Below are 23,741 nucleotides of genomic sequence, written 5' to 3' on the forward strand. Positions count from 1 at the left end.
GTGCAGCAGCCTTCGTTCAAGCTCAGGCAAGAAGGTCGAACATCGTCAAGGCCATGCGCAAATGCAGGCTGTGCAAGGTCTTCACGCTTTATCAACCATGAATGATGAAAATGCCCGCTATCCGGCCGGACCGTGCTTCCCGCCGACAGCGTAGGGTCTGGGTATATGCGTGAGTTGCCGGAAGGTCTGACGCCGCCGCGAAATGGCGACGCAATCGAAACCGATCATCATCTTTCCCGCCGTGCCATCCTGTCCGGGGCAGGGGCGCTCGCGCTGCTGAGCGCCGCCGGTTGCTCGACCTCGGGCTTGGGTCTGCCGGCGCTCGAGCTCGACGACGTCACCACGGGTTCCGTGCGGCCGATCCGGCCAAGCATCAGCGTCGACAAGAACATCACCAGCCCCGGCGTGATGTATGCCGCGATGACGGATGGTGGCTTCAACGTGCCGGAAGTGCCGTATCTGAAGGTCAAGCCGGAATTCCGCCGCCAGATTGTCGTCGACACGACAGGCGAGGCGCCCGGCACCATCGTCGTCCATCTCAAGGAGCGCATGCTCTATCTCGTCCAGCCGGGTGGCGACGCCATTCGCTACGGCGTCGGCATCGGCAAGGATGGTTTCCGCTGGTCGGGTCGCGCCAACATCCAGTACGGCAGGGAATGGCCGACCTGGACGCCGCCGCCGGAGATGATTGCCCGCAAGCCTGAACTGGTGAAATGGCAAGCCGGACAGCCCGGCGGCCTCACCAATCCGCTCGGCGCGCGTGCCCTCTACATCTACCAGGACGGCAAGGACACCGGCTATCGCATCCACGGCTCGCCCGAATGGTGGAGCATCGGCCAGGCGATGTCGTCGGGCTGCGTGCGCCTGATCAACCAGGACATCATCGACCTCTACAGCCGCGTCTCCAAGAAAAATCCGGTCGTCGTCGTCTGACGCTTATGCGGCGTGTTGGCGCCGCTCGAAACTCCCGTTGCGCGATGCGGCAAGACAGGCCAAGGTGCCTTGAAAACCATCGCGCCGGGAGAAATCAAGCATGGCTGGAACGTTTGTCATCGCGCAGGGCGGCGGCCCAACCGCCGTCATCAACCAGACGGTTGTCGGAGCGACGCTAGAGATCCGCAAGCGGCATCCCGGTGCCAAGGTGCTGGGCTCCATCCATGGTGTGCGCGGCATCCGTGACGGCAATTATGTCGACCTTTCCGCCATCCCCGAGGACCGGCTGCGGCTGATTGCCGGCACGCCGAGCGCCGCCCTCGGCTCGACCCGCGACAAGCCCGATGCCGCCTATTGCGACGTCATCCTCGACGGCCTGAAGAAGACCGGCGCAGACGCCTTCATCTATATCGGCGGCAACGACACGTCTGGTACGCAGCAGATCCTGACCGATGCCGCCGGCGGCAAGATCGCCTTCGTCCATGCGCCAAAAACCATCGACAATGATCTCGAGGAAAACGACCACACGCCGGGCTTCATTTCGGCGGCCGAGTTCGTCGCTGGCGCCTTCCTCTCCGTCGATCTCGATTTCCGTGCGCTGCCCGGCATCTATGTCGGCATCGTCATGGGCCGGCATGCCGGCTTCCTGACCGCGGCCGCCGCTGCCTGGCAACTCGACGCCGACAGCGGCCCGCACCTCGTCTACGTGCCCGAGCGCCCATTCTCAGCCGCCGGCTTCATCGACGACGTCCGTGCCACGCTCGATCGCCACAAGCGCTGCATCGTCGCCGTTTCGGAAGGGGTCAGCACCGCCGACGGCAAGGCCCTGGTCGAAAGCCTGGTGCCGCCGGACAAGCTTGAGCGCGACGCGCACGGCAACGTCAAGCTGTCGGGCAGCGACCTGCCGGCCGCACTCGAGCGCGCGTTGGCCGAAGGCCTGCCGGGCAAGCGGGCCCGCGTCGATGCGCTCGGCTACATGCCGCGCGGCTATATCGGCGCCATCAGCGCGGTCGACGCGCAGGAGGCTTTCGATGCCGGCGCTTTCGCCGTCACCGTCGCCGAACAGGGCGGCGGCTCGGTGGCGCTTCAATATGACGTCACCAGAACGGTGCTGAAAAAGGTGCCGCTCAAGAACGTCGCCGGCAAGACCCGCCACATGCCGGATGACTTCATGAAGCCCGACGTCAATCAGCTGTCGGATGCCGGCATGGCCTATCTCAAGCGGCTGGTGCCGGAAAAGTACAAGGTCGGGAAGCCCTTCGTCTGATGCCCGGCTCAAATTTGATGTCAGGCTCACGCTTGATGCCAGTGATGCCGGGCTGGTTCAGCAGGAGCGTCGTCGACGACAAGACGACGATGCTGACCGAGCCCTTCGTGCATGCCTATGTTCGGGCCAATATCTGGCATCTGCGCGGTCGCGATGCCGACCTGCTCGTCGACACCGGCATGGGCATCTGTCCGCTGGCGCCGCAGATCGAGCCGGCGGACGGCAAGCCGCTGCTGGTCGTCGGCACCCACATCCATCTCGACCATGTCGGCTCGCTGCATGAATTCCCGTTGCGGGCCGGGCCAAGGATGAGCGCGGAACAATTCGAGAGCATGGATGAGGCGGCGACCTACGCCTACATGTTTCATGACCTCGAGGGTGCCGTCTCGAAACTGCCGGCGCCCGGATGGAAGTCGGCCGACTACAGGATCCCGCCCGCGCCCTTGACGCGAACCCTGGACGAGGGCGATGTCGTCGATCTTGGCGACTGGCAATTTCGCGTGCTGCATTTGCCGGGCCATTCACCGGATTCGATCGCGCTGTTCGACGAGGTCGACGGCCTGTTCTTCAGCGGCGATGCCATCTACGACGCCATGCTGATCGACGACCTGCCGGATTCCGACCGAGCCGCCTATGTCAGCACGATGCAGCGCCTGCTCGACTTGCCGATCCGCATCGGTCACGGAGGACACGGACCGAGCTTCGACGGCAAGCGCATGCGCGAGATTGCCACGGCCTATCTCGAGCGAACCGCCGGTGGCTGAGGCTCCAGCGAGGCAGCAAGGCGGGGCCCGACGACTTTGCGACGCTGCCGCCGTGCGGATATTAAATCTTCGTAAGGTCGCCCTAAAACCCTAAATCGGGCGAATCCGCGCCCTAGATGCAAGGCCGTCGATCCGGTTGGCTGCCATGTAGGCGAGACGGGCAATTGCGACCTCGACACGCCGATGACCGATTTTCCCCGCACGGGAGAGGCCACGGCGCTGGATCAACTCTCGCCCGGACAAACGACCATGTCAGATATCCTTCGTAGGCATCGCGTCGCGGCCTTGCTGGGCGCTGCGCTGATCATATCCCCCTTCGTCATGTCTTTCGCCCAAGGCGAGGGCAACACTATTCCGACGACCCAGACGCCTGTCGCCGGCATCACCGCGCCCAATGGCTCGTTCGCACCCATCGTTGCCGCCGACAAGCCGGCGGTGGTGACGGTCACCACCGTCATGAAGGCACAGCCTGAAACGATGAGCGATGCCTCTCCTTTCGACGGCGGCTCGCCTTTCGATGACTATTTCCGCCAGTTCTTCGGTGACCAGGGCATGCCGACGCCCAAGACGCCGCCACAACAGCAACCGCAGCGCGCCGAGGCGCTGGGTTCCGGCTTCATCGTCGGCGCGGATGGTACCATCGTCACCAACAATCACGTCATCGATGGCGCCTCTTCGATCAAGGTTACGCTCGACGACGGCACCGAACTTCCGGCCAAGCTTGTCGGCCGCGATGCCAAGAACGATCTCGCCGTACTCAAGATCAAGTCGGACAAACCCCTGCCGACAGTCAAATGGGGCGATTCCGACAAGCTCATGCCAGGCGACCAGGTGCTGGCCTTCGGCAACCCGTTCGGCATCGGCACCACCGTCACGGCAGGCATCGTCTCGGCGCGCGGCCGTGACCTGCATAGTGGGCCTTTCGACGATTTCATCCAGATCGACGCGCCGATCAACCACGGCAATTCCGGCGGCCCGCTGGTGGATGTCGCCGGCAATGTCGTCGGCATCAACACGGCGATCTATTCACCCAATGGCGGCAGCGTCGGCGTCGGTTTTGCCATTCCGTCGGGCCAGGCCCAGAAGGTGGTCGCCAAGCTGATGAAGGGCGGCTCCATCCAGTACGGCTATATCGGCGTTCAGATCCAGGAGGTGACGCCGGATGTCGCGAGCGCCATCGGGCTCGACCATTCCGGCGGTGCGCTGGTTTCAGAGGTCAACGACGGTTCGCCGGCGGCCAAGGCCGGCATCGAGACGGGTGACGTCATCACCAGCTTTGCCGGGCAGGACGTGAAGGATCCCAAGGACCTGTCGCGGGCGGTCGCAGATGTCGCGCCGGGCGCCCGGGAAACGGTCGATGTCTGGCGCAAAGGCAAGCCGATTCGGATTTCCGTCGATGTCGGCCAAAACAGCGCCGATGCGAGGACCGCGTCGCTGGACGACGGGTCCGACGCGCCGAGCGCCGGGCGCGCTCCGGCGATAGGGCTCGGCTTGATGGATATAACACCCGACATTCGCCAGCAGATGAACCTTGCCGGCAAGCAGCACGGCGCGGTGGTTGCCAGCGTCAACCCCGACAAAGCGGCCGCCGCTTCCGGAATACAGGCCGGCGACATCATCGTTGCCGTCAATCAGGTGCCGGTCAAGAATGCCAGGCAGGTAACCCAGGCGATCGCCTTGGCCGGCAAGTCCGGCAGGAAATCGGTGCTGTTGCTGGTCGAGCGTGGCGACGCTCAAATGTACATCGCGGTGCCTTTCGCCAATGGCTGAGAAATGGCGTTGACGTGCACGCGGAGCGGCAGGTCCATCGGTGACGGTCCCGCCGGTCTCCGCCCGTCAAGATTTAGGTTGCCCGTCACGACATCTTCGAGAACATTGCGTCAGGCCGATAGTGGCCTGATCGCATGGGGATTGCCGCTATGGTCACCCGAGGTTTCTCTTCAGGACGGCGCCTGCCAACCGATGGCGATGCCCGCATCCCGCCAGGCCAGTATCTAGAACAGGGTTTCCCGGTGCTGTCGGCCGGTCCGACGCCGCGCGTGCGTACCGAGGATTGGTCTTTCACGCTGAAACACGGGCCACGCCCGATCAAGAAATGGAACTGGACCGAGTTCAACGCGCTGCCGATGACCAAAATGACACGCGATATCCATTGCGTGACAGCATGGACCAAATTCGACACGCCGTGGCAGGGTGTGCTGGTCGACGATATCCTTGCCGATGCGGGGGTCGAGCCGCCGACCGGCTTCACGTTGGCGCACGCGTTCGACGGCTACACCACCAACGTGCCGGTCACGGATCTCACCGCCGGCAAGGCCATGGTGGCGCTGCTCTACGAAGGCAAGCCGATCACACCGGACCATGGCGGCCCGGCAAGGCTGCTGGTGCCGCATCTTTATTTCTGGAAATCGGCCAAATGGTTGAACGGCCTGCAATTCACCACGCGCGACGAGCCCGGTTTCTGGGAATTGCGCGGCTACCACATCTATGGCGACCCATGGCGCGAGCAGCGCTACACGGATGATCCATGAGCGATGCGGCAGCAGTGCAGTCGCCCTGGCAAACAGCCAGCATCGTCCGCATCGAAAAGCGCACGCCGCGTGTCACCAGCTTCTTTTTCCAGCCGTCTCGGCCCTTCGCCTATCGCGCAGGGCAGCATGTCGACGTCAGGCTAACGGCGCCGGACGGCTATCAGGCGCGCCGCTCCTATTCCATCGCCTCCGCGCCCGAAACGCATGGCGTAATTGAACTGGCGATCGAAAAACTCGACGATGGCGAGGTCTCGCCCTTCTTTCACGAGGTCGCGGCAGTGGGCGATGAAATCGAACTGCGCGGGCCGCTTGGCGGGCATTTCGTCTGGCCGGAGGATGAGAGTGGGCCGCTTGTTCTGGTCGGCGGCGGTTCGGGCGTCGTGCCCTTGATGTCGATGCTCCGCCACCGCGCCGCACGTAATTCAGCGGTGCCCGTCGTCCTGGTCTTTTCGGTCCGGGTCTGGGACGAAGTGATCTTTCGTGACGAGCTGATCGTTCTCGACGAGCGCCAGGACGGCTTCGACCTGGTGCTGACACTGACCCGCGAAGCCGCACGCCGTCCAGCCGACTATGCGCGGCGGGTGGACGTTGCGATGATGGTTCAAGCATTGGCGCGGCTGCCGGAGCCGCCTGGCATCGCCTTCGTCTGCGGCTCCAATGCCTTCGTTTCCGCGGCCGCCCAGGCGCTGATCGATGCCGGCGTTGCAGCCGAAATCATTCGCACCGAACGCTACGGAGTGTGAACCGACGCCGCCTTTCGAGAAAGGTTCGTCGGATTCGCCTTTAGCCAACCGGCGAGAAATCCGCCGACAGCAGCTCGAAGGGCAAGGCGCCATAAGCAGCCACTGTGGCTTCGTCGTTCCATTCACGAAACTGCCGCGACGGTCGCGCCTCTAGCGTCCAGGCAGCTCGCGCGCCGTCGAGCGTCACCTTGCCGCGAAAATGCAGCACGCGTTCCCTGCCGGATCGGCTGATGGCCATGGCGCGCAGGCGGGCGACATGGTCGTCGCCGGCATTGATCTCCATTTCGATGCGGCGCCGGACCGGCGGAACGCCGATCCTGACGGTGATATCGAGCATCATGTCGCCGGTCGTTTGCGGACAGGCGATGGCCTGCGAAAACACCAATAGCGCCGGTACGGCCTGCGGCTTGCGCGCGGCCGGTTTGCCGCGCCAAGGTTTGGCGGGTGGCTCCTGTTGCAACCGGCCCTTCTTCCGCTTCAGGCGCAACTGCTTGGCAAGCCCGCGCGACAGCCAGACCAGGCCGCCGAAATCCGTGCGCGGCTTGGCTTGCAGAACCGACGACCAACGCGACAGGCCAGCTCCGTCGGCCATCTCCAAGATTCTGACCATTGTCGGTTCCGGCACCGGAATGCCGATCTCGAACGCCAGATAGGATAGCGCCACCGCCGCTGGAACCGCCAGGCCGCGTCTGCCGACGATGTCGAGGAACATGTCCCAATCGACGTCTTCGCCATGGATGGCGACCGCGCAGTCGACAAGCCAGTCGCTGTGGGTGTGGGCGTCGAGGCCGCCATGGGCGATGGCCAGGGCCATGCGATCGGCCGGCGACGGCACGAAGACCGCGACGCCGCTGAATTCGGCTGGGACCGCCCGTTGCCAGATCGCCAGGTCGTCTTCCGCGCTCGTCTGCGACCCGTCATAGCCGAGCTGGTGCAGGTCGATGTCACCGAAACGGCCCTTGAAGAAGTTCATCGACCGCAGCGACGCCAACCGGGTTCGCAGATATTGCGCGCTGACGCCCGAGGCGATCTGCCAGTCGCGATCGCGCAAGATGTCGAAGACGGCAGCCATGTCGCGCGGGCGCACCAGTATGTCGATGTCGTGCGCCACCCGGCCACGCTGCGCCGACGCGTTCAAGGCAATGCGGCTGGCGCCCTTTATCAGCATGATGTCGGCGCCGCCGTCTGCCATCGCCTTCAGCGCCGGTTCGGCCTCGCGCATCGCCATGCGCGACTTCGTCCACAGCATCTTCTGCAGGCCGACGAGGCGCGGGTGCGCGGTATGCCCGGCCAGCTTCCTGCCGAACCTGTCGGAGATGGCGGCGAGCAGGCGATGTTCTCGAAACGAGACGAGATCGATGTCGTTCTCGTCCAGCCAGCGCGCGGCGCAGCCGGCGGCTGCGTCCTCGTCGGAGAGCAGCGCCGCCTTTAGCAACAGGTCCAGCTGGCCGGTGGGCCACGACCAGCCATAGTCCGGGAAGCGGCGGCCGATGCGGCGAACGGGCCTGGCGTTCAATTGGAGCCTGCCTTGTTCCGGGCTCGCCGCTGCATGGCGAGCCTTGCGACCTGGAGATAGCCCCGGTCGCGTGCCGGATCGCGGCCGTAGGAAAGGCTGCCCGGACGGATGCGGCGCAATGCAAGCACGTCGTCGAGCATGGCAAGGGCAAGGCCTGCCTCACGAACCCGGGCGATCCAGTCGATCATCTCGCCGCGACCGCCTGGTGGGTCGATGATGGGACCGATGCGCGGCACCACCTCCTGGCGGATCATCATCGTCGTGCGCGACCAGCCAGCTCCACTGGTCGCATCGGGCAAATCGGGGCTGTCGCCGCGAAACGTCCGCCAATGCGTAAAGACGCCCGCTGTCCCGGGATGACGGTCGAGATAGGCCAGCTGCTTTTCGATCTTGTCCGCCAGCCACAAATCGTCGGCATCGAGCGTCGCGATGAGCGGCGTCGAGAGTGCCGCAATGCCACGGGTCGTTGCGCTGCCAGGTCCGGCATTGTCCTGTCGCAGCACCGTCACCGGCAGGTTCATCGCATCGATCACCGCAACCGTATCGTCGGTCGAACCGTCATCGACCACGACGATGGTCTCCGCCCTTGCCGTCTGGGCCAGAACGGAGTTCAGGGCGGCGCCGATGGTGGCGGCCGCGTTGAAAGCCGGAATGACGACGCCGTAGCCTGCCATCAAAGGAATCGCCACTGCGCGAGATCCTTGAAGTCGAAGATCCCCTCCACCCGGCGCAAGCTGGGGTCGGCCTTGCGACGCTTCATCGACTTGTGAATGGCGCGCATGAACTCGCGAAAGGGCACATCGGCTTCCTTGGTCATGTTGCCGGGATGACGCCTGTAATAGAGAGCCACCGTATCGGGCATAATGTATTTTGCCTGGCTCTCAAAGATACGCAACAGATAGTCGGTGTCCTCGGCCTGTTTGAAATCCTCGTCGAAACCACCGGTGCGCTCGATGAGGTCTCGCGCAAAGATCCCGGCGGACAGGTGGATCCCTCGCACGGTGATGGAGTGGCTGTCAGCGGCTGGTTCCAGCGTCTCGCCATCTATCTTGTCTATCAGCGTCATGCGCGAATAGGTCAGATCGAGGCCCGGATCCTCTTCGAAGCAGGCGAGATCCGCCTTGAAACGCCCTGTCGGGGAGATGTCGTCCGAATCGAGAAACGACACCAGACGAGTCTGCGGCAGCAACTGCCTCAGCCCGGCATTGCGCGCCTTGGTGACCCCGCCATTGACCTGCTGGAAAAGACGAATGCACGGGGCCTCGTCGATCAACGACCGTACGACGGCTGCCGAGCCATCGGTCGACCCATCGTCGATGACGATGATGTCAAGATCGATGTCTTCGCGCTGCCTGAGCAGCGAGCGTAGCGCCAGGCCAACGAATTGTTCGCGATTGTAAACCGGCATGATGACGCTCAGCCTCATCGGCGTCTCCAGCAGCGTTCCGGGCTTGGCTGATCCGACCCGATTGTGTCGAGCATCATAGCATCCGCCAATCGGTGGGACTCTTCAATTCGAAGATGCCCTGGACCTCACGCCGTGACGGATCGGCCTTGCGCCGCCGCATCGACTTGTGGATCGCGCGCAAGTGGTTGCGGACCCTGCCGCTATGTTCCTTGGTGACATTTCCGGCGTGGCGTCGGTAGTAGATCGCGACGGCGTCCAACAATTCGTAGTTCGGTCCCGCCTCGAAAACGCGCAGCAGATAGTCGGTATCCTCAGCCTGCTCGAAATCCTCATCGAACTCGCCCGTCCGGTCGACAAGCCCTCTGCTGAACACGGCGGCGCTCAGCGAAATTCCCCGAAGCGTCATCGTGCGGCTGTCGACTGCCGGTTTCAGCCGCTCATCGTCGATCCGGTCGACCAGCGTCATCAGCGAATAGGTCAGCTCAAGCCCGGGGGTAGCCTCGAAGCGGGCGAGATCGGCCTTGAACCGTCCGGCCAGCGAGATGTCGTCCGAATCCAGGAATGACACGAACTCCGCATCCGGCGGCAGTTGCCGCAGCCCGGCGTTGCGCGCCCTGGCTACGCCCATGTTGGATTGCTGGAACAGTCGGATGCAGGGGTTTTCGCGCATCATCGAGCGCACGGCCTCAGTAGAGCCGTCGGTCGAGCCGTCGTCGATGACGATGATGTCGAGATCGGCGGCGTCCCGCTGCCGCACCAGCGAGCGCAATGCCGAAACGACATAGCGCTCACGATTGTAGACGGGCATTATCACGCTCAGTTTCACGAATCGCCCCGCGCGAGAAAGTCGGCAATCGTGCCGGCTATCTCCTGTGGCTGCGTCCCCAGCGACAGACGATAGCACGGCAGCAGGCGGGTCAGGTCGCTGAAGAAGCGAAAGCCGCTCTCCCGCTCGCCCGGCATCTGCGCTATGCCCGACGGGGCCAAGGCGATCATGGCATCCCTGCGCGACACCGGCACGATCGAACTTGCCCCACGACCGCTGATATGTGGTGCCAACAGCGCGACGATGTCGAGAGTTTCAGGCACCGGCCGGGGAGCGATGTCATCAATGTGAAAGGCATGCTTGCCTTGCCAGTTGAGCGGACCATGCGCCTTCAGCCGGTGCTCCAGCCCAAGCCGCGCGAACCCCTGGGGATCCTGCTTGAGTGTTGAAAACAACGGGCGGGCAGTCACGCCGTTGGAGAGGTCGACCAGCACATAGTCGTCGCCGACGCTGTCCAGCCCGTGGAGAAGGCCGGCGGCGACGGTCCCGGATTTCCCGGCGCCGCCCGCGCCGGCCAGCAGCACGCCCTTGCCATTGGTGCCGAGCGTGCCGGCATGGGCAAGGCGCATGCCGCGCGCCGCATATTCCCAATGCAGGAAAGCCCGCAGCGGCGCTCCCGGCTCCCACGGCGGAAAGGCGTCGGCCGAAGCCATCAATTGCACGCCAACGCGACGTTGCGGATCATAGAACTGCCAGAAATCCAGGTCGTGGAAATGGTTGCCGCGCAATCCTGCTTCCGCCAGTTGGGTGGCGAAGCCATGCTGCGTGAAGGGTCCCTGGCCCCAACTGGCCGGTACCGCGATGCCGTCAATACCGGGATGTGCGACGAAGACGCGGCAGATGTCGGCAGGCGTTCGGCTGCCCGGAGCCGTGACAAAGCCATGAGCGAAGGCATCCGCCAACGCGCCGGCGCTGACATGCGCGGTCAGATCCAGATGCGGCAAGCTCGCCTTGCGGGTCAGTGGATAATGCGCGGCGCTGCTCTCTGCTTGCGCCAGGACATGACGTGCGTAGTCAGCCAGGTTTTCGAGAGTGATGTTCGGCATGGGTTTGCCTGTTCCGGAGCTGTCCGGCAACGAGAACCTGATGGGCGCTTCAGTTGGCTTGCTTCACCGCGGGCCAGCCGAGGGGCTCCTCGACCTCGTGGATGGGATCGACGACAATGAGATCGGCGAGATCGTCATGGATGTCGACCTTGAGGGGCTCTCTGGCAGCGGCGAGCTGAGCCAGCAATTCGCTTGGAACCGGTCTTGCCATGCCATCGGTTACGGCCGCCAGCAAACCGAATTCGAGCAATTGTGAAACAAAGCCGTCAATCGCGGCGGCATCGAGGGCGCCAATTCCGGTCGCGGCGCCGACCAGTTCGGAGGCAGGCACGCCGGACGACAGTGCATCCCAAAGTCTGCTGCCTGAATCAGAGAAGCCGAAATATTTGCCCGTGGTCAGGTCAAGAACGACGGCTTCGCCGTCGAAGGATTCAAAGACGATATCCTTGCTGGCAATGGCATAGATGCCGGATTGTCGCATGTTTGCTCCCCCGCCGAGCAGGCCGCGGAGATGATCTTCGGGCCTTACGGTCAACCCCACCGTTGCAGGCGTCTAACCATTTGCAGGGTTTTTGGCAAGATGGCGCAGACTCGGGCGAGCGCAGCCGGTCACGCTTCGATTTCAAGCGCAGAAAGCGGCTTCGAGCAACAGGCGAGGATAAAGCCGTCCTCGATTTCGTGATCGAGGATGCCGCCATTGTGACTCATCTCGACGTCGCCCGCGACCTTCCTCACCTTGCAGGTGCCGCACAGGCCGAACTCGCAGGCGGCGGGAATCCGCACCCCAGAGGCGCGTGCCGTCTGCAGCACGGTCTGGCCGGCGACGCATTCGGCATCGACATCGGAAAGCGAAAACCGGATCGGCGTCACGGCCTCGACGGCAACGGCGGCGCCGTCTTCCGGCAGTGGCGAGAACGGCGCCTGGATCTCCTCCACGGCAGGCGCCGCAAAGCTTTCCTGATGGTATTTCGCCATGTCGAAGCCGGCGGCGTTCAGCATGCCGCGCACGGCGCGCATGAAGGGATCGGGGCCGCAGCAGAAGATCTCGCGCTCACGGAAATCGGGCGCCAGCAATGGCAGCCGGATCGCGTCGATGCGGCCTATATGGCCGAACCAGCCCTCGCGGCTCGACCGCTCCTCGATCATGAAGCCGAGCGACAGGCCGGGCATGCGGCTGCCGAGCAGCTCGAGTTCCTTGCGGAAAATGATCTCTTCCGGGCGGCGCGCACAGTTGACGAAGCCGACATCTGTCCATGGCGCACAGTCGTTCAGCCAGCGCAGCATCGACATCATCGGCGTCACGCCGGAGCCGGCCGAAATGAACAGATATTTGGCCGCCGGGTGGCTGTGTAGCGAGAAGTCGCCGGTCGGCCCATAGGCCTTGACGTGCGAGCCCGGCGTCAGATGGTCGAACATCCAGCGCGTACCGGTGCTGCCCGCCTGCGCCTTGACCGTCACCGCGATTGAGAACGGCCGCGACGGCGAGGACGACAGCGTGTAGGTGCGCATCAGCGGCCCGTCCGATGTCGGTAATTCCAGCGTCACGAACTGGCCCGGTTTGTAGCGGAACCAGGTCTGGTTGTCGGAGCGGAAGGTGAAGGTCTTCACGTCAGGCGCTTCGTCACTGACGCCGATCACTTCCAGCACCTGCAGCCTGTCGTTCCAGGGCGTCATCTGGTCGAGATGGCGATAGAGGCCAAGGTCCGTCATCGCATTCATCCTCTTGTCCCCTGGGCTAGGCGACGCTGCGCAGGGCCGGCCGGTCGCCTTCTGCAAGGCGCGGTCCGATGAACGACGCGTACCACTCGACGAACTGGATCACGCCGCCCTCATGCAGCTCCGAATAGGGGCCTGGTTCGTAGGCCGGCGACAAGATGCCGAAGGCGTTTTCCTCGACGATGCGACGGTCCTGGTCGTTGGTCTCGGTCCAGACATGGGTGAGCTCAGCGAGATCGTAGTCGACGCCTTCGACCGCATCCTTGTGGACGAGCCATTTTGTCGTCACCGCGGTTTCCGTGGCACTGATCGGCAGCACGCGGAAGGTGACGGCATGGTCGCCGAGGATATGGTTCCAGGTTGTCGGATAATGATAAAGCAGCAAGGAGCCGATGCGGTCGGTTGGAACGCTCTCGGACAGGTTCTTCTGGACCGCCCGTTTTCCCGTCATGGTGTAGCTGACGGCATCGCGCAGCAGCGGCGCGCGGGTGGCGCGGTACTGCCCTGCCGGATCGATGCGGAATTTGCTCGGCAGGCCTGATGCCTCGCATTTGGCCCAGTGCGCGACCATTTCAGGGTCGCTGTCGGCGCCATTGACGCCGGTCACGGTCGGAGCCTCGGGGAAGGTCTTGCACAGCTCAGGATGATTGGTGGCGCAGTGATAGCACTCGCGGTTGTTTTCCCAGACCAGCTTCCAGTTGCCCTTCTCGACGATCGTGCTCTCGAAGGCGATCTTTGCTTCACGCAACCGGTGCGGCAAAAGATAGGGTTCGATCATCGCCCGCATCGGCGCGAAATCCGCCGGCTCCTTGGCCAGACAGATGAAGATGTAGCCGCCGACGCTCTCGCAGGCGACCGGCTTCAGGCCGAAATCACTCTTGTCGAAACCGTCGGCCATCTGGCGGGCAAACAGCAGGCGGCCGTCCAGCTCATAGGTCCACTGATGATACGGGCAGACGAGCTTTGCCGCCGTACCCTTTTCCGCGTTGCACACGCGGCTGCCGCGATGGCGGCAGGAATTGTGGAAGGCGTTGATCTTGCCGTGCTGGTCGCGGACAAGGACGACCGGGTAGTCGCCGATCTGCACGGTGATGTAGCTGCCCGGCTTCGGCAGTTCGCAATCATGGCCGATGAACAGCCAGTCGCGATACCAGATCAACTCCATGTCGAGCTTGAAGTAGTCTGGATCGGTGTAGAAGGGCTGCTCCAGTGAAAAGCCTTGCCGGCGGCTGTTCAATAGCCTCAGCATGTCGTTGCGGGTATCCATGTCCTGTCCTCGTTTCTAAGGACTGAACTGGTGGTGATGGAGGAAGGATTGAAACGCAGACCGGCTAGGTGCCAGACATGCGCTATCCACCTCTTGACCGCCCACCGCGATCAGTCGAGTCTAACAATCTCGGGCTGGTTTCCGGGCTCTGGAGTTGTCCTTGCGGACCATCGCGACACCTTCCCAGGCAGTTGCCCAGTGGTCTCCCGTTGCGACTTGAACTCCACCACCGTTGCGGGGGCAGCGCCGGATTCTGACCGGCTTCCCAATTCTCCGCCTCGTCGTCACGAAGCGGCACCTGAGATGGTATGATCTAACCACGATCGGGGGCGCGCCGTCGGCATGAAAACGACATCGTATCCATGCGGCGCGACACGGCATGCGAACGTTCCCGCAGACCGTCGCGGGCTGAAATCCACCTCCCGGATGGCCATTTTGCCGGCTGCGATATCCCCGAATCGGATCCCTTGGCGGGGTCAAAAAAGGTTAACGGTTTCGAAAAGTGACTATTAGCTCGACCTAAAATCGAACCGAACGGTTCGTTTCTGTTGACGGTGCGTGCAGGACGGTGTGAACGCTGGGCCTCTGAAACAGTCGGTGATCCATCCAGCGGTTACATCTAACATGCTGATATAAAGAAGAAAAATATACCCGTAGATTCCCTTGGCACAATTTCAAGGTGTGGATTCATGGTCCACACGGAACAACTTCGTGATTGGAAAAGGCGGGGTTGCCCTCCCACATCGGGGCTGTCCGAACGACGCGATTTCATTTCCAAGACACCCCGCTAGACGGACGGAAAAAGACGATACTGGAGTACAAAAATGAAAAAGATCATTCTCACTGCCGCAGCCCTTCTGGCCATTTCCGGCAGCGCCTTCGCTGGTAGCGACCACTACGGTTCGAACGCCGCGGCAGCCACTGCTGTCGACAGCTCGTACACCGCTTCGACCAAGAAGTCGGAACCGGCTGCTCAGGCGCCTGCCCAGGGTGCTGACCGCAACCTCTTCGGCAACAACTAACAGCCGATTCCCAGTCGACGGCGGGCGCGCCCGCCGCCCTGGCGAAATTCAGACATTCAGGAGTATTTAAGATGAACAAGATCCTCATTGCTGCCGCCGCCGTTCTGGCCATCTCCGGCAGCGCTTTCGCCGGCAGCGACAACTACGGTTCGAACGGCTCCAACCAGCCTGCCGCCGCAGTGGACCAGTCGTACACGGCTTCCACCAAGACCTCGGAACCGGCTGCCCAGACGCCCGCTCAGGGCAGCGACCGTAACCTCTTCGGTCGCTAACAGCCAATTTCGCAAGCGACGGCAGCTGTGTCTGCCGTCCTGGCGAAATCCAGAATTCAGGAGATTAAAATGAACAAGATCCTTATTGCTGCCGCCGCCGTTCTGGCCATCACCGGCAGCGCGTTCGCCGGCAGCGACAACTTTGGCTCCAACGGCGCCAATCAGCCTGCGGTTACTTCGGTTGACAGCGCGCATACGAGCTCGGTCCGCAACAGCGGTGGCCTCGTCGAGAAGCTGCTCAATTCGTCGGGCGACGTAGAGAAGTCCGCCCCTCAGGGCAGCGACCGGAATCTCTTCGGCCGCTAACGCCGAAGCTGATCTTCAAAACAGGGCGGTGGGCCAAGCCCGCCGCCCTGTTTGCATCCGAGATTTGGTCCCGACTCAGGCCGCTTTCGCTTCCGCTTCATGAAGGGCAAACGACCGCCCATCGGTGTCGAAGATATGCAGGTCCTCGCCATTGGCGCTCAGCCGCAATGTCGAACCACGCTTGACCTCGACATTGCCGGGCAGCTTGGTCACCAGCGGCAGGTCGGCGCGGCCGATGTCGACATAGACAAGCTGCACCTCGCCGAGTTGCTCGACATAGTCGACCGTCCCCTCGAACAGATAGTCCGCGCCGCTGGCGATGATCAGGTCCTCCGGCCGCACGCCGAAACTAACCGCAGCGCCCTTTGCCGAAGCAGGCGTTGCGATCGGCACGGTTGCCTTGCGTCCGCCGACATGGCTGACGACGGTCGAATTGCCTGACTTGTCGATGGTCGCGGGCAGGATGTTCATGGCCGGCGAGCCGATGAATTGCGCAACGAACAGATTGCCGGGCTTCTTGTAGAGATCCATCGGCGTGCCGACCTGCTCGATGTGGCCGTCCTTGAGCACCACGATGCGGTCGGCGAGCGTCATCGCCTCGACCTGATCGTGGGTGACGTAGATCATGGTCGTGTTGGGCATCGATTCCTTGAGCTTGGCGATTTCGATGCGGGTGGCGACGCGTAGCGCGGCGTCGAGGTTCGAAAGCGGCTCGTCGAACAGGAACACCTTCGGATTGCGCACGATGGCGCGGCCGATGGCGACGCGCTGGCGCTGGCCGCCTGACATCGCCTTGGGCAGGCGGTCGAGATATTTGGTCAGCTGCAGGATCTCGGCGGCTTGGCGCACGCGGCGGTCGATCTCGGCCTTGTTCTCTTTGCCGATCTTCATCGAGAACGCCATGTTGTCGTAGACGGTCATGTGCGGGTAGAGCGCGTAGGACTGGAACACCATGGCGATGCCGCGCTTCGACGGCGGCACGTCGTTCACCACTTCGCCGGCTATTCTAAGCTCGCCGGAGGTGATTTCCTCGAGCCCGGCGATCGATCTCAGCAATGTCGACTTGCCGCAGCCCGACGGGCCGACGAAGACGATGAACTCGCCCGACTTAATATCGAGGTCGATGCCGTGGAGAATGTTCAGATTGCCGTAGGATTTCTTCACTTGTCTTAGCGTGACATCGGCCATTGGTTTCCTCCAGTGATTGGAAATTCAGTCGAGACGCCCGAACCAGGCGCCGTAGTCGCCAAGCTCGATGGAACCGCTGTTCGCCTGCCCCGAAAATCCGTGCCCGGGCAGAGGTTGGAGCGATCGGCCGCCAAGGTCAACCTTAGCCGGCCCGGCTCCCAGATTGAAGACGCAGACGATCTGCTCGTTGCCTGCGCGGCGCGTGAAGGCGACGGTATCTCCCTCACTTTCGATGAAGGTGATGTCGCCCTTGGCGAGCGCCGGATGGGCACGCCGGAAGCTGAGAAAGCGCCGGTAGTGCTCGAGCAGCGAAGCCTCGTCGCCCTGCTGGACATTGACCGCTTGCGCCAGATGCTTGGCCGGCACCGGCAGCCAGGGCTTTGCTGGGGAGAAGCCGCCATTCTTGGCGCCGCCATCCCACACCATCGGTGTGCGGCAGCCGTCGCGGCCCTTGAATTCCGGCCAGAAGCGGATGCCGTAGGGATCCTGCAAATCCTCGAACCGCAGCTCTGCTTCACCGAGCCCAAGCTCCTCGCCCTGATAGATGCAGACCGAACCGCGCAGGGACATCAGCAGCGCCGAGATGACCTTGAGGTAGGCGATCGGGTCGGCCTCATTGGCCGCCCAGCGCGAGGCCGGGCGCATCACATCATGGTTGGAAAAGGCCCAGCACGACCAGCCGTCGCTGGCGACCTTGCTGAAGGATTCCAGCACCGAGCGGACCTTGCCCGCGCTGATCTTTTCCGGCGCCAGAAAATCGAAGGAGTAGCACATGTGCACGCGCTTGCCGCCGGCGGTGTAGGCGGCAACCACTTCAAGCCCGCGCTGCGAATCGCCGACCTCGCCGACCGCTGCGGTTGCCGGATATTCATCGAGCAGGGCGCGGAACCGTTCGAGGAAGCCGAGGTTCTCGGGCCGGCTCTTGTCGTAGAGATGGTCCTGGTAGTTGTAGGGGTTGACCGCCGGCGCGGTCTGGTCGTTGCGCTCTTCCGGCGGCAGCGGCGGATTGTTTTCCAGACCCTGGCTGTGGAAGTAGAAATTGATGGTATCGAGCCGGAAACCATCGACGCCGCGTTCCAGCCAGAAGCGGGTGACGTCGAGCAATGCGTCCTGGACTTCGCGGTTGTGAAAGTTGAGGTCGGGCTGTTCGGCCAGGAAATTGTGCATGTAATATTGCTGGCGGCTGGTGTCCCATTGCCACGCCGAGCCACCGAAGATCGACAGCCAGTTGTTGGGCGGCGTGCCGTCCGGCCTGGCGTCTGCCCAGACATACCAGTCGGCCTTCGGGTTGGTGCGGCTCGACCGGCTTTCCTTGAACCAGGGATGATTGTCCGCCGTATGCGACAGCACCTCGTCGATCATCACCTTCAAGCCCAGCCTGTGTGCCTCGGCGGTCAGCGCGTCGAAGTCGGCCAGCGTGCCGAACATCGGATCGACGTCGCAGTAATCTGACACGTCGTAGCCGAAATCCTTCATCGGCGACTTGAAGAACGGTGAAATCCAGATGGCGTCCGCCCCTAGCGCCGCGATGTAGGGAAGCCGCCCGATGATGCCCTTGAGGTCGCCGATGCCGTCGCCGTTCGAGTCCTGGTAGCTGCGCGGATAGATCTGGTAGATCACCGCACCTCGCCACCAGTCGCGATCGATGGCGAGATCCGGCTTCGAGCTGGCCTTCAAAGCAGATTGCATCGTCTCAGCCTCCTTTCACCGAGCCGGCAAGCAGCCCGCGGACAAAATAGCGTTGCAGCGAGAAGAAGACGATCAGCGGCACGATGATGGTCACGAAAGCCGATGTCGTCAGAATCTCCCAGTCGCCGCCGCGTGAGCCCAACAGCGCGTTGAGCTTGGCGGTCAGCACGATCTGGTCTGCCTCTGTACCGAGGAAAACCATCGCCACCAGCAGATCGTTCCATACCCACAGGAATTGGAAGATGGCAAACGAAGCCAGCACCGGGAACGACAACGGCAAGACGATCTTGACGAAGATCTCGAAATCGCTGGCGCCGTCGATGCGCGCCGATTCCATGATCTCGCGCGGCAGACCGGCAATATAGCTGCGCAGCAGGTAGATGGCGAAGGGCAGGCCGAAGCCGGTATGCGCCAGCCAGATGCCGAGATAGGTTTTCGACGGCATGCCGAAGAAAGCGCCGACGCCGTTGTAGAGTTTCAAAAGCGGGATCAGCGACATCTGCAATGGCACCACCAGCAGGCCGATGATAACCGCGATCAGCAGCGCCCGGCCGGGAAACCGCATCCAGGCCAGCGCATAAGCGGCAAAGGCGGCGATCAGGATCGGAATGACGGTAGCCGGAATGGTGACGGTCAGAGAATTCATGAATGACCGTCCGATGCCTTCGGAGAACAGCACGGTTCTGTAGTTGTCGGTGGTGAATTTCGGCGGCGCCGACGAAGCATAATAGACACGCTGGCCGCGATCGCTTTCGAACGCTTTCGGGGACTGCATGATGAAGCTGCCGTCGGCATTGAGCTGCAAGGTCACGCCGTCGCCGAGATCGGCTGTCGTGCCGGAGGTATACTGCGTCGGTGCCGCCGATTTGACTCCGAAGGCGCTGATGTCGCGCTTGGCGCCGTCCCCGAAGATATTGCCTTCGAGGACGAACTTGCCGTCCTTCTCGACTTGCGCCGAGGCGGGCGGCAGCCGGCCGGCTTCCGTCTGGGTGGAACTGGCGAACGAGTTCCACCAGCCCGAGGCGATGATCTGGTTCTTGTCGCGCAGCGACGAGACCAGGATGCCGAGTGTCGGTATGGTCCAGATCGCGACGAAGATGAGCACGGCGATGTGGACGCCAAAGCGGCTGGCGAAGGAATTTCCGGTCGCGACGGCCATCTCAATGTCCTCCCGTCTCTTTGTTCGCCTGGCGGATGTTCCAGACCATGATCGGAATGACCGCGATCATGATGATGATGGCAATGGTGGCGCCGCGGCCGAAATCGCCGCCGCCGCGGAACATCCAGTCGAACATCAGATTGGCCAGCACCTGGCTGTTCCACTGGCCGTTGGTCATGGTCAGCACGATGTCGAACACTTTGAGCACCAGAATGGTGATCGTGGTCCAGACCACGGCGATGGTGCCCCAGATCTGCGGCACCATGATCTTCCAGAAGATCTGGAACGGATTGGCGCCGTCGATGACGGCGGCTTCCAGCGTTTCCTCGGGGATGCCGCGCAGGGCGGAAGACAGGATGACCATGGCAAAGCCGGTCTGGATCCAGATCAGGATGATCATCAGGAAGAAATTGTTCCAGAACGGCAGCGATATCCAGACCTGCGGCTGGCCGCCGAAATGCTGAATGATGGCGTTGAGGATGCCGATCTGCGTCTGGCCTTCGCCGCGATATTCGTAGATGAATTTCCAGATCACGCTGGCGCCGACGAAGGAGATCGCCAGCGGCAGGAAGATCAGGCTCTTGGCGATCGTGCCCCACCAGATCTTGTCCGTAAGCACGGCGATGATCAGCCCAAGGAAGGTGCAGGCGGCCGGCACCACCGCCAGCCAGATGATGTTGTTGAGGATCGAGTTGCGGAACTCGCGATCGCCGAACGCCCATTCATAGTTCGCCAGGCCGACGAAATTGATGCCGCTGCGATCGAGGAACGACAGCCGCAGCGTCTCGACCACCGGATAGATCAGGTAAATGGTGAGGATGATCATCGCCGGACCGACGAACAGCCATGGCCGGACCAGCCCTTGCCGGCGCAGATTGTCGATGGCCGCGGCACCGGCGACGCCGCGTGACGGGAATATCAGGTCGACCAGTTTGTTGGCGCCCCAGAAATAGGCGACGCAACCGCCGACCCCGATGATGATGACTGTTATGGCCGAGAAAATCTGAGCCGCCATGGGTCCCTCTCCCCCTGCGCATGATCCGACAAGGAATGACCTTGGTGACGGGGACCAGGCGCCGATTCAGTTGTTTGGAGCGCGTCATCGGCGGCTTGCGCACATTGCCGATCGCGCTTCATGTCAATGCGCTCATGACGAAAGGCTGCGGCACGGGCCGCCGTCGGATCCGGGCCAGTAGGGCCCGGATCCAGTGCGAGAATGGTTGGTCGCTTACGTGCCGGCCGCTACTTGATCGCGTCCCAGCTCTTCTGGATGTCGGTGGCGACGTCCTGCGCCGACTTGCCGCCGACCAGGTCGATCATGCCGGTCCAGAAGGCGCCGGCGCCGATCTTGCCCGGCATCAGGTCGGAACCGTCGAAGCGGAAAGTCGAGGCATTGGCGAGGATTTCGCCCTGCTTCTTCAGCGCGTCGCTGGCATAGGCATCCTTGTTGACCGACTTGAGCGGCGTCACGAAACCGCCTTCGGCCATCCAGATCTCATGAGCGAGCGGCATCTTCAGGAATTCGATGAACGCGCGCGCGCTCTTGCTGTCCTTGGTGATCATCGCCAGCGTACCGGCGCCGAGCACGGGCGTGCCCAGTTCAGGCTTGGAGGCATAGGGCGGGAAGTAGAAGAAGTCCGCGTCCTGGCCGACCTTGGTGCCTTCCGGGAAGAAGGTCGGGATGAACGATGCCTGGTGGTGCAGGTAGCATTTCGGCGGCACCGAAAAGAGGCCCTTCGGGCTGTCGCGGAAATCGGTCGCCGCAACCGCCTTGGCGCCGCCGTCGACCATCTTGTCGTCGGTCGCGATCTTGCCGAAAATGTCGATGGCGTTGACCACCGCGGGGTCGTTGAACGGGATCTCGTTCTTCACCCATTTGTCGTAGACCTCCGGAGGCTGGGTGCGCAGCATCAGGTCTTCGACCCAGTCGGTCGCCGGCCAGCCGGTGGCGCCGCCGGAGCCGAGGCCGATGCACCACGGCTTGCCGCCATCGGCGATGATCTTCTTTTCGAGATCGGCGAGTTCTTCCTGCGTCTTCGGCACCTTGTAGCCGGCTTCCTCGAAATTATCCGGCGAATACCAGACCAGCGACTTCACATCGGCCTTGTAAGGGAAGGCGAAGAAGCCCGGCTTGCCGTCCTTGTCCTTGAAGGTGCCGAGATCGACCCATGACTGGCCGGCACCGTAATTGTCCTTGACCCATTTGGCGGTGTCGTCACCGAGCGGCGTCAAAAGGCCCTTCGACGCCAGGTCCTGAATGAGGCCCGGCTGCGGCAGCACGGCGATGTTCGGCGGGCTGCCGGCCTGCGTGTCGATGACGATCTGTTGCTCGTAATTCTCTGAGGAGGAGTATTTGATCTCGACGCCGGTGGCTTCCGAGAAATAGTCGAGAACGCCGCGCACCAGGCCTTCGTCCTCGCCGCGCCACGGTCCGAAGATCGACAGCGTCTCACCCTTGAGGTCGACTTTCTTGAGCTCTTCGTAGTTCGCCCAGTTGAAGCGCTTGTCTTCGCCGGGCTTGAACTTCAGTTCGGCCTGCGCGGGCGCGTTCAGGGCGAACGTGGCAAACGCAGCACCCAGCAAAAGCATTTTCTTCATCGGTATTCCTCCCAGTGGGTCTCACACACCGGACGGAACCTCCATTCCGCCCGCCGACGCCGCAGGACTGTGACTCAGTCGGAAAGGAACCGCAACCTTTCGAAGAGTCTTCCAAAGCGCTTTGGCATTTTCGATCACGCCATCGAATTGCCAGGAAGTCAAGAGGCCGGCGGATTAATCGATTTAGGTTCGCGCATTTGCACCCTAAAAGTGCGCTGCAACATACTATTATGGCGATGCAGCAGCAGTTTTTGTTTCAAACACGCCCGAACCGCGTCTATGGTTCGGCTTGGTATGGCTCGGCCCCGCTGGCACTTGGGTCGATTCAATTTAAAAGCGCTTTGAGGGAATGGAGACCTTTCGTGAACCTCAAGCAGCTCGCCCATATGCTGGCACTTTCGCAAACGACGGTAAGCCGTGCGCTGAACGGCTATCCCGAGGTCAACGAGGAGACGCGCAGGCGTGTCATGGATGCCGCCAAGCGCCATGGCTATCGTCCCAATCCGAGCGCGCGCCGGCTGGCGACCGGTAAGACCGGCATGATCGGCTATGTCCTGCCGACCGGTGCGTCCGTCGACATCGATCCGCATTTCGTCGAGTTCCTGTCCGGCCTTGGTGACTACGCCCGCTCGCACGAGCTCGACCTTGTGCTGTCGCCGGCCGACGCCGACGACCAGGAGACGACCTACCGGCGCATCGTCGCCAACCGGCAGGTCGACGCTGTCTACATCTCCTCGCCGCGGCCCGTTGACCGGCGCGTGGCGCTTGTCAACACGCTCGGCATTCCCTTCATCGTCCATGGCCGCAGTGAGGGCTTCGACTTCGACTATGCTTTTACCGACATCGACAATGAGGGCGCCTTCCACGAAGCGGCCAGGCTGCTGATCCAGCTCGGTCATCGGCGGCTGGCGCTGATCAACGGTGACGACCGCGAGACCTTCGCTATCCATCGAGAACGCGGCGTGCGCCGGGCGCTCGCCGCGAGCGGACTGACATTGAGCGAACGCCATGTCTGCTCGGTCGATATGACCGAGGAGAACGGCTATCGCGCCACCAGGCGCTTGCTGGAAGAGGACGACGCGCCGACCGCGATCGCCTGCTCCAGCCTGATCATGGCGCTGGGCGTCGTGCGTGCGGTGCGCGACCTCGGCCTGAGCATTCCGGGCGACGTGTCGCTGATCGCCCATGACGATGTCTTCCCCTGGCTGAGGCCGGAGAATTTTTCGGTGCCGCTGTCAACGACGCGTTCATCGATCCGTCTGGCCGGCGCCCGTGTCGCCGAGCGGCTGGCGGCACGGATTTCCGGCCTGGAGGAGGGCGCTCGCGGCGAGGTCTGGCCGGTCGACCTGGTGGTCAGGGGATCGGTCGCCGGCGCGCCGGCGTAGGGAAAGCTCAATCATTTTGGAACGAGCGAGGTCGACTCATTGCAGACCTTGCAAACTTGTCAGGCAAGCGCCCTTTGCTGCAAAAATCGGCTACAAGCTGTCGCT

At 62.7% G+C, this 23,741-nt stretch carries 23 protein-coding genes and 1 riboswitch; of the genes, 10 read left to right on the forward strand and 13 right to left on the reverse strand.

The genetic code is table 11. The features are described from left to right. The first annotated feature begins 165 nt into the window (after positions 1–165). From NKJ37_RS11810 to NKJ37_RS11835, 6 genes are all read left to right on the forward strand, one after another. Positions 166–933 (forward strand): L,D-transpeptidase, encoded by a 768-nt coding sequence (locus NKJ37_RS11810; protein ID WP_128302753.1) that lies wholly within the window; start codon positions 166–168, stop codon positions 931–933. A gap of 100 nt (positions 934–1,033) precedes the next feature. Continuing rightward, positions 1,034–2,200 carry a diphosphate--fructose-6-phosphate 1-phosphotransferase gene (locus tag NKJ37_RS11815; protein WP_352773870.1) on the forward strand — a complete coding sequence of 389 codons (1,167 nt, stop codon included), beginning with the start codon at positions 1,034–1,036 and terminating at the stop codon, positions 2,198–2,200. 44 nt (positions 2,201–2,244) lie between these two features. Then, positions 2,245–2,964, forward strand: a complete 720-nt coding sequence (locus NKJ37_RS11820) for an MBL fold metallo-hydrolase (protein ID WP_352773896.1) — start codon at positions 2,245–2,247, stop codon at positions 2,962–2,964. 249 nt (positions 2,965–3,213) lie between these two features. Further along, the gene (locus NKJ37_RS11825; RefSeq protein WP_023813664.1) at positions 3,214–4,734 is read left to right on the forward strand and encodes a DegQ family serine endoprotease; all 1,521 of its coding nucleotides are present in this window, start codon (positions 3,214–3,216) and stop codon (positions 4,732–4,734) included. Between the two features lie 149 nt (positions 4,735–4,883). Continuing rightward, positions 4,884–5,495, forward strand: a complete 612-nt coding sequence (locus NKJ37_RS11830) for a sulfite oxidase-like oxidoreductase (RefSeq protein WP_352629908.1) — start codon at positions 4,884–4,886, stop codon at positions 5,493–5,495. Beyond that, positions 5,492–6,238: an FAD-binding oxidoreductase gene (locus tag NKJ37_RS11835; RefSeq protein WP_352629906.1), complete on the forward strand. Its 747-nt coding sequence runs from the start codon at positions 5,492–5,494 to the stop codon at positions 6,236–6,238. The genes NKJ37_RS11830 and NKJ37_RS11835 overlap by 4 nt, the downstream gene beginning before the upstream one ends. A 40-nt stretch (positions 6,239–6,278) precedes the next feature. On the opposite strand, the gene NKJ37_RS11840 is transcribed toward NKJ37_RS11835, so the two are convergent. From NKJ37_RS11840 to NKJ37_RS11875, 8 genes are all read right to left on the reverse strand, one after another. After that, on the reverse strand, positions 6,279–7,754 hold the full coding sequence (locus NKJ37_RS11840) for a nucleotidyltransferase family protein (RefSeq protein WP_352629904.1): 1,476 nt from the start codon (positions 7,752–7,754) through the stop codon (positions 6,279–6,281). Continuing rightward, positions 7,751–8,428, reverse strand: coding sequence for a glycosyltransferase family 2 protein (locus tag NKJ37_RS11845; protein WP_352629902.1), 678 nt, complete (start codon positions 8,426–8,428; stop codon positions 7,751–7,753). The genes NKJ37_RS11840 and NKJ37_RS11845 overlap by 4 nt, the downstream gene beginning before the upstream one ends. Beyond that, on the reverse strand, positions 8,428–9,180 hold the full coding sequence (locus tag NKJ37_RS11850; RefSeq protein ID WP_352773871.1) for a glycosyltransferase family 2 protein: 753 nt from the start codon (positions 9,178–9,180) through the stop codon (positions 8,428–8,430). The genes NKJ37_RS11845 and NKJ37_RS11850 overlap by 1 nt, the downstream gene beginning before the upstream one ends. A 55-nt stretch (positions 9,181–9,235) precedes the next feature. Further along, the gene (locus NKJ37_RS11855; RefSeq protein ID WP_352773872.1) at positions 9,236–9,970 is read right to left on the reverse strand and encodes a glycosyltransferase family 2 protein; all 735 of its coding nucleotides are present in this window, start codon (positions 9,968–9,970) and stop codon (positions 9,236–9,238) included. A 14-nt stretch (positions 9,971–9,984) separates the two neighbouring features. Next, positions 9,985–11,034, reverse strand: coding sequence for a serine kinase (locus NKJ37_RS11860; RefSeq protein WP_352773873.1), 1,050 nt, complete (start codon positions 11,032–11,034; stop codon positions 9,985–9,987). Between the two features lie 49 nt (positions 11,035–11,083). Continuing rightward, positions 11,084–11,515, reverse strand: a complete 432-nt coding sequence (locus NKJ37_RS11865; protein WP_127289668.1) for a PqqD family protein — start codon at positions 11,513–11,515, stop codon at positions 11,084–11,086. Between the two features lie 128 nt (positions 11,516–11,643). Next, on the reverse strand, positions 11,644–12,744 hold the full coding sequence (locus NKJ37_RS11870; RefSeq protein ID WP_352773874.1) for an FAD-binding oxidoreductase: 1,101 nt from the start codon (positions 12,742–12,744) through the stop codon (positions 11,644–11,646). A 25-nt stretch (positions 12,745–12,769) separates the two neighbouring features. Continuing rightward, positions 12,770–14,017: an aromatic ring-hydroxylating oxygenase subunit alpha gene (locus NKJ37_RS11875; protein ID WP_352773875.1), complete on the reverse strand. Its 1,248-nt coding sequence runs from the start codon at positions 14,015–14,017 to the stop codon at positions 12,770–12,772. A gap of 115 nt (positions 14,018–14,132) precedes the next feature. After that, positions 14,133–14,334: riboswitch (cobalamin riboswitch) on the reverse strand. A gap of 507 nt (positions 14,335–14,841) precedes the next feature. On the opposite strand from NKJ37_RS11875, the gene NKJ37_RS11880 reads away from it, so the two are divergent. From NKJ37_RS11880 to NKJ37_RS11890, 3 genes are all read left to right on the forward strand, one after another. Next, the gene (locus tag NKJ37_RS11880) at positions 14,842–15,039 is read left to right on the forward strand and encodes a DUF680 domain-containing protein (RefSeq protein ID WP_013528268.1); all 198 of its coding nucleotides are present in this window, start codon (positions 14,842–14,844) and stop codon (positions 15,037–15,039) included. 71 nt (positions 15,040–15,110) lie between these two features. Then, a complete protein-coding gene (locus tag NKJ37_RS11885) occupies positions 15,111–15,311 on the forward strand; it encodes a DUF680 domain-containing protein (RefSeq protein WP_023813653.1) in 201 nt (66 codons plus the stop codon). Positions 15,312–15,380: 69 nt separating this feature from the next. Then, the gene (locus tag NKJ37_RS11890; protein ID WP_023813652.1) at positions 15,381–15,617 is read left to right on the forward strand and encodes a DUF680 domain-containing protein; all 237 of its coding nucleotides are present in this window, start codon (positions 15,381–15,383) and stop codon (positions 15,615–15,617) included. Between the two features lie 75 nt (positions 15,618–15,692). Here the strand turns inward: NKJ37_RS11890 and NKJ37_RS11895 are convergent, their stop codons facing one another. From NKJ37_RS11895 to NKJ37_RS11915, 5 genes are all read right to left on the reverse strand, one after another. Then, entirely contained in the window at positions 15,693–16,805 is a 1,113-nt protein-coding gene (locus NKJ37_RS11895; protein ID WP_352773876.1) for an ABC transporter ATP-binding protein, read from the reverse strand. Between the two features lie 24 nt (positions 16,806–16,829). Next, complete coding sequence (gene bglA, locus NKJ37_RS11900; RefSeq protein ID WP_352773877.1) at positions 16,830–18,494, reverse strand: beta-galactosidase BglA; 1,665 nt, start codon at positions 18,492–18,494, stop codon at positions 16,830–16,832. 4 nt (positions 18,495–18,498) lie between these two features. Continuing rightward, on the reverse strand, positions 18,499–19,653 hold the full coding sequence (locus NKJ37_RS11905; RefSeq protein ID WP_352773878.1) for a carbohydrate ABC transporter permease: 1,155 nt from the start codon (positions 19,651–19,653) through the stop codon (positions 18,499–18,501). A gap of 1 nt (position 19,654) precedes the next feature. After that, on the reverse strand, positions 19,655–20,668 hold the full coding sequence (locus NKJ37_RS11910; RefSeq protein WP_352773879.1) for a carbohydrate ABC transporter permease: 1,014 nt from the start codon (positions 20,666–20,668) through the stop codon (positions 19,655–19,657). Positions 20,669–20,895: 227 nt separating this feature from the next. Then, positions 20,896–22,251, reverse strand: a complete 1,356-nt coding sequence (locus NKJ37_RS11915; RefSeq protein ID WP_127267791.1) for an ABC transporter substrate-binding protein — start codon at positions 22,249–22,251, stop codon at positions 20,896–20,898. Positions 22,252–22,613: 362 nt separating this feature from the next. Between NKJ37_RS11915 and NKJ37_RS11920 the strand changes: the two genes are divergently transcribed. Then, positions 22,614–23,636, forward strand: a complete 1,023-nt coding sequence (locus NKJ37_RS11920; protein ID WP_352773880.1) for a LacI family DNA-binding transcriptional regulator — start codon at positions 22,614–22,616, stop codon at positions 23,634–23,636. Positions 23,637–23,741 lie beyond the last annotated feature (105 nt).

The sequence above is a fragment of the Mesorhizobium sp. M0140 genome, assembly GCF_040322475.1.
In the GTDB taxonomy this organism is placed as follows: Bacteria; Pseudomonadota; Alphaproteobacteria; order Rhizobiales; family Rhizobiaceae; genus Mesorhizobium.

Coding starts and splice junctions, on each gene's coding strand:
- NKJ37_RS11810 (WP_128302753.1), top strand. CDS start 166: ATGCGTGAGTTGCCGGAAGGTCTGACGCCGCCGCGAAATGGCGACGCA.
- NKJ37_RS11815 (WP_352773870.1), top strand. CDS start 1,034: ATGGCTGGAACGTTTGTCATCGCGCAGGGCGGCGGCCCAACCGCCGTC.
- NKJ37_RS11820 (WP_352773896.1), top strand. CDS start 2,245: ATGCCGGGCTGGTTCAGCAGGAGCGTCGTCGACGACAAGACGACGATG.
- NKJ37_RS11825 (WP_023813664.1), top strand. CDS start 3,214: ATGTCAGATATCCTTCGTAGGCATCGCGTCGCGGCCTTGCTGGGCGCT.
- NKJ37_RS11830 (WP_352629908.1), top strand. CDS start 4,884: ATGGTCACCCGAGGTTTCTCTTCAGGACGGCGCCTGCCAACCGATGGC.
- NKJ37_RS11835 (WP_352629906.1), top strand. CDS start 5,492: ATGAGCGATGCGGCAGCAGTGCAGTCGCCCTGGCAAACAGCCAGCATC.
- NKJ37_RS11845 (WP_352629902.1), bottom strand. CDS start 8,428: ATGGCAGGCTACGGCGTCGTCATTCCGGCTTTCAACGCGGCCGCCACC.
- NKJ37_RS11850 (WP_352773871.1), bottom strand. CDS start 9,180: ATGAGGCTGAGCGTCATCATGCCGGTTTACAATCGCGAACAATTCGTT.
- NKJ37_RS11855 (WP_352773872.1), bottom strand. CDS start 9,970: ATGCCCGTCTACAATCGTGAGCGCTATGTCGTTTCGGCATTGCGCTCG.
- NKJ37_RS11860 (WP_352773873.1), bottom strand. CDS start 11,034: ATGCCGAACATCACTCTCGAAAACCTGGCTGACTACGCACGTCATGTC.
- NKJ37_RS11865 (WP_127289668.1), bottom strand. CDS start 11,515: ATGCGACAATCCGGCATCTATGCCATTGCCAGCAAGGATATCGTCTTT.
- NKJ37_RS11870 (WP_352773874.1), bottom strand. CDS start 12,744: ATGACGGACCTTGGCCTCTATCGCCATCTCGACCAGATGACGCCCTGG.
- NKJ37_RS11875 (WP_352773875.1), bottom strand. CDS start 14,017: ATGGATACCCGCAACGACATGCTGAGGCTATTGAACAGCCGCCGGCAA.
- NKJ37_RS11880 (WP_013528268.1), top strand. CDS start 14,842: ATGAAAAAGATCATTCTCACTGCCGCAGCCCTTCTGGCCATTTCCGGC.
- NKJ37_RS11885 (WP_023813653.1), top strand. CDS start 15,111: ATGAACAAGATCCTCATTGCTGCCGCCGCCGTTCTGGCCATCTCCGGC.
- NKJ37_RS11890 (WP_023813652.1), top strand. CDS start 15,381: ATGAACAAGATCCTTATTGCTGCCGCCGCCGTTCTGGCCATCACCGGC.
- NKJ37_RS11895 (WP_352773876.1), bottom strand. CDS start 16,805: ATGGCCGATGTCACGCTAAGACAAGTGAAGAAATCCTACGGCAATCTG.
- bglA (WP_352773877.1), bottom strand. CDS start 18,494: ATGCAATCTGCTTTGAAGGCCAGCTCGAAGCCGGATCTCGCCATCGAT.
- NKJ37_RS11905 (WP_352773878.1), bottom strand. CDS start 19,653: ATGGCCGTCGCGACCGGAAATTCCTTCGCCAGCCGCTTTGGCGTCCAC.
- NKJ37_RS11910 (WP_352773879.1), bottom strand. CDS start 20,668: ATGGCGGCTCAGATTTTCTCGGCCATAACAGTCATCATCATCGGGGTC.
- NKJ37_RS11915 (WP_127267791.1), bottom strand. CDS start 22,251: ATGAAGAAAATGCTTTTGCTGGGTGCTGCGTTTGCCACGTTCGCCCTG.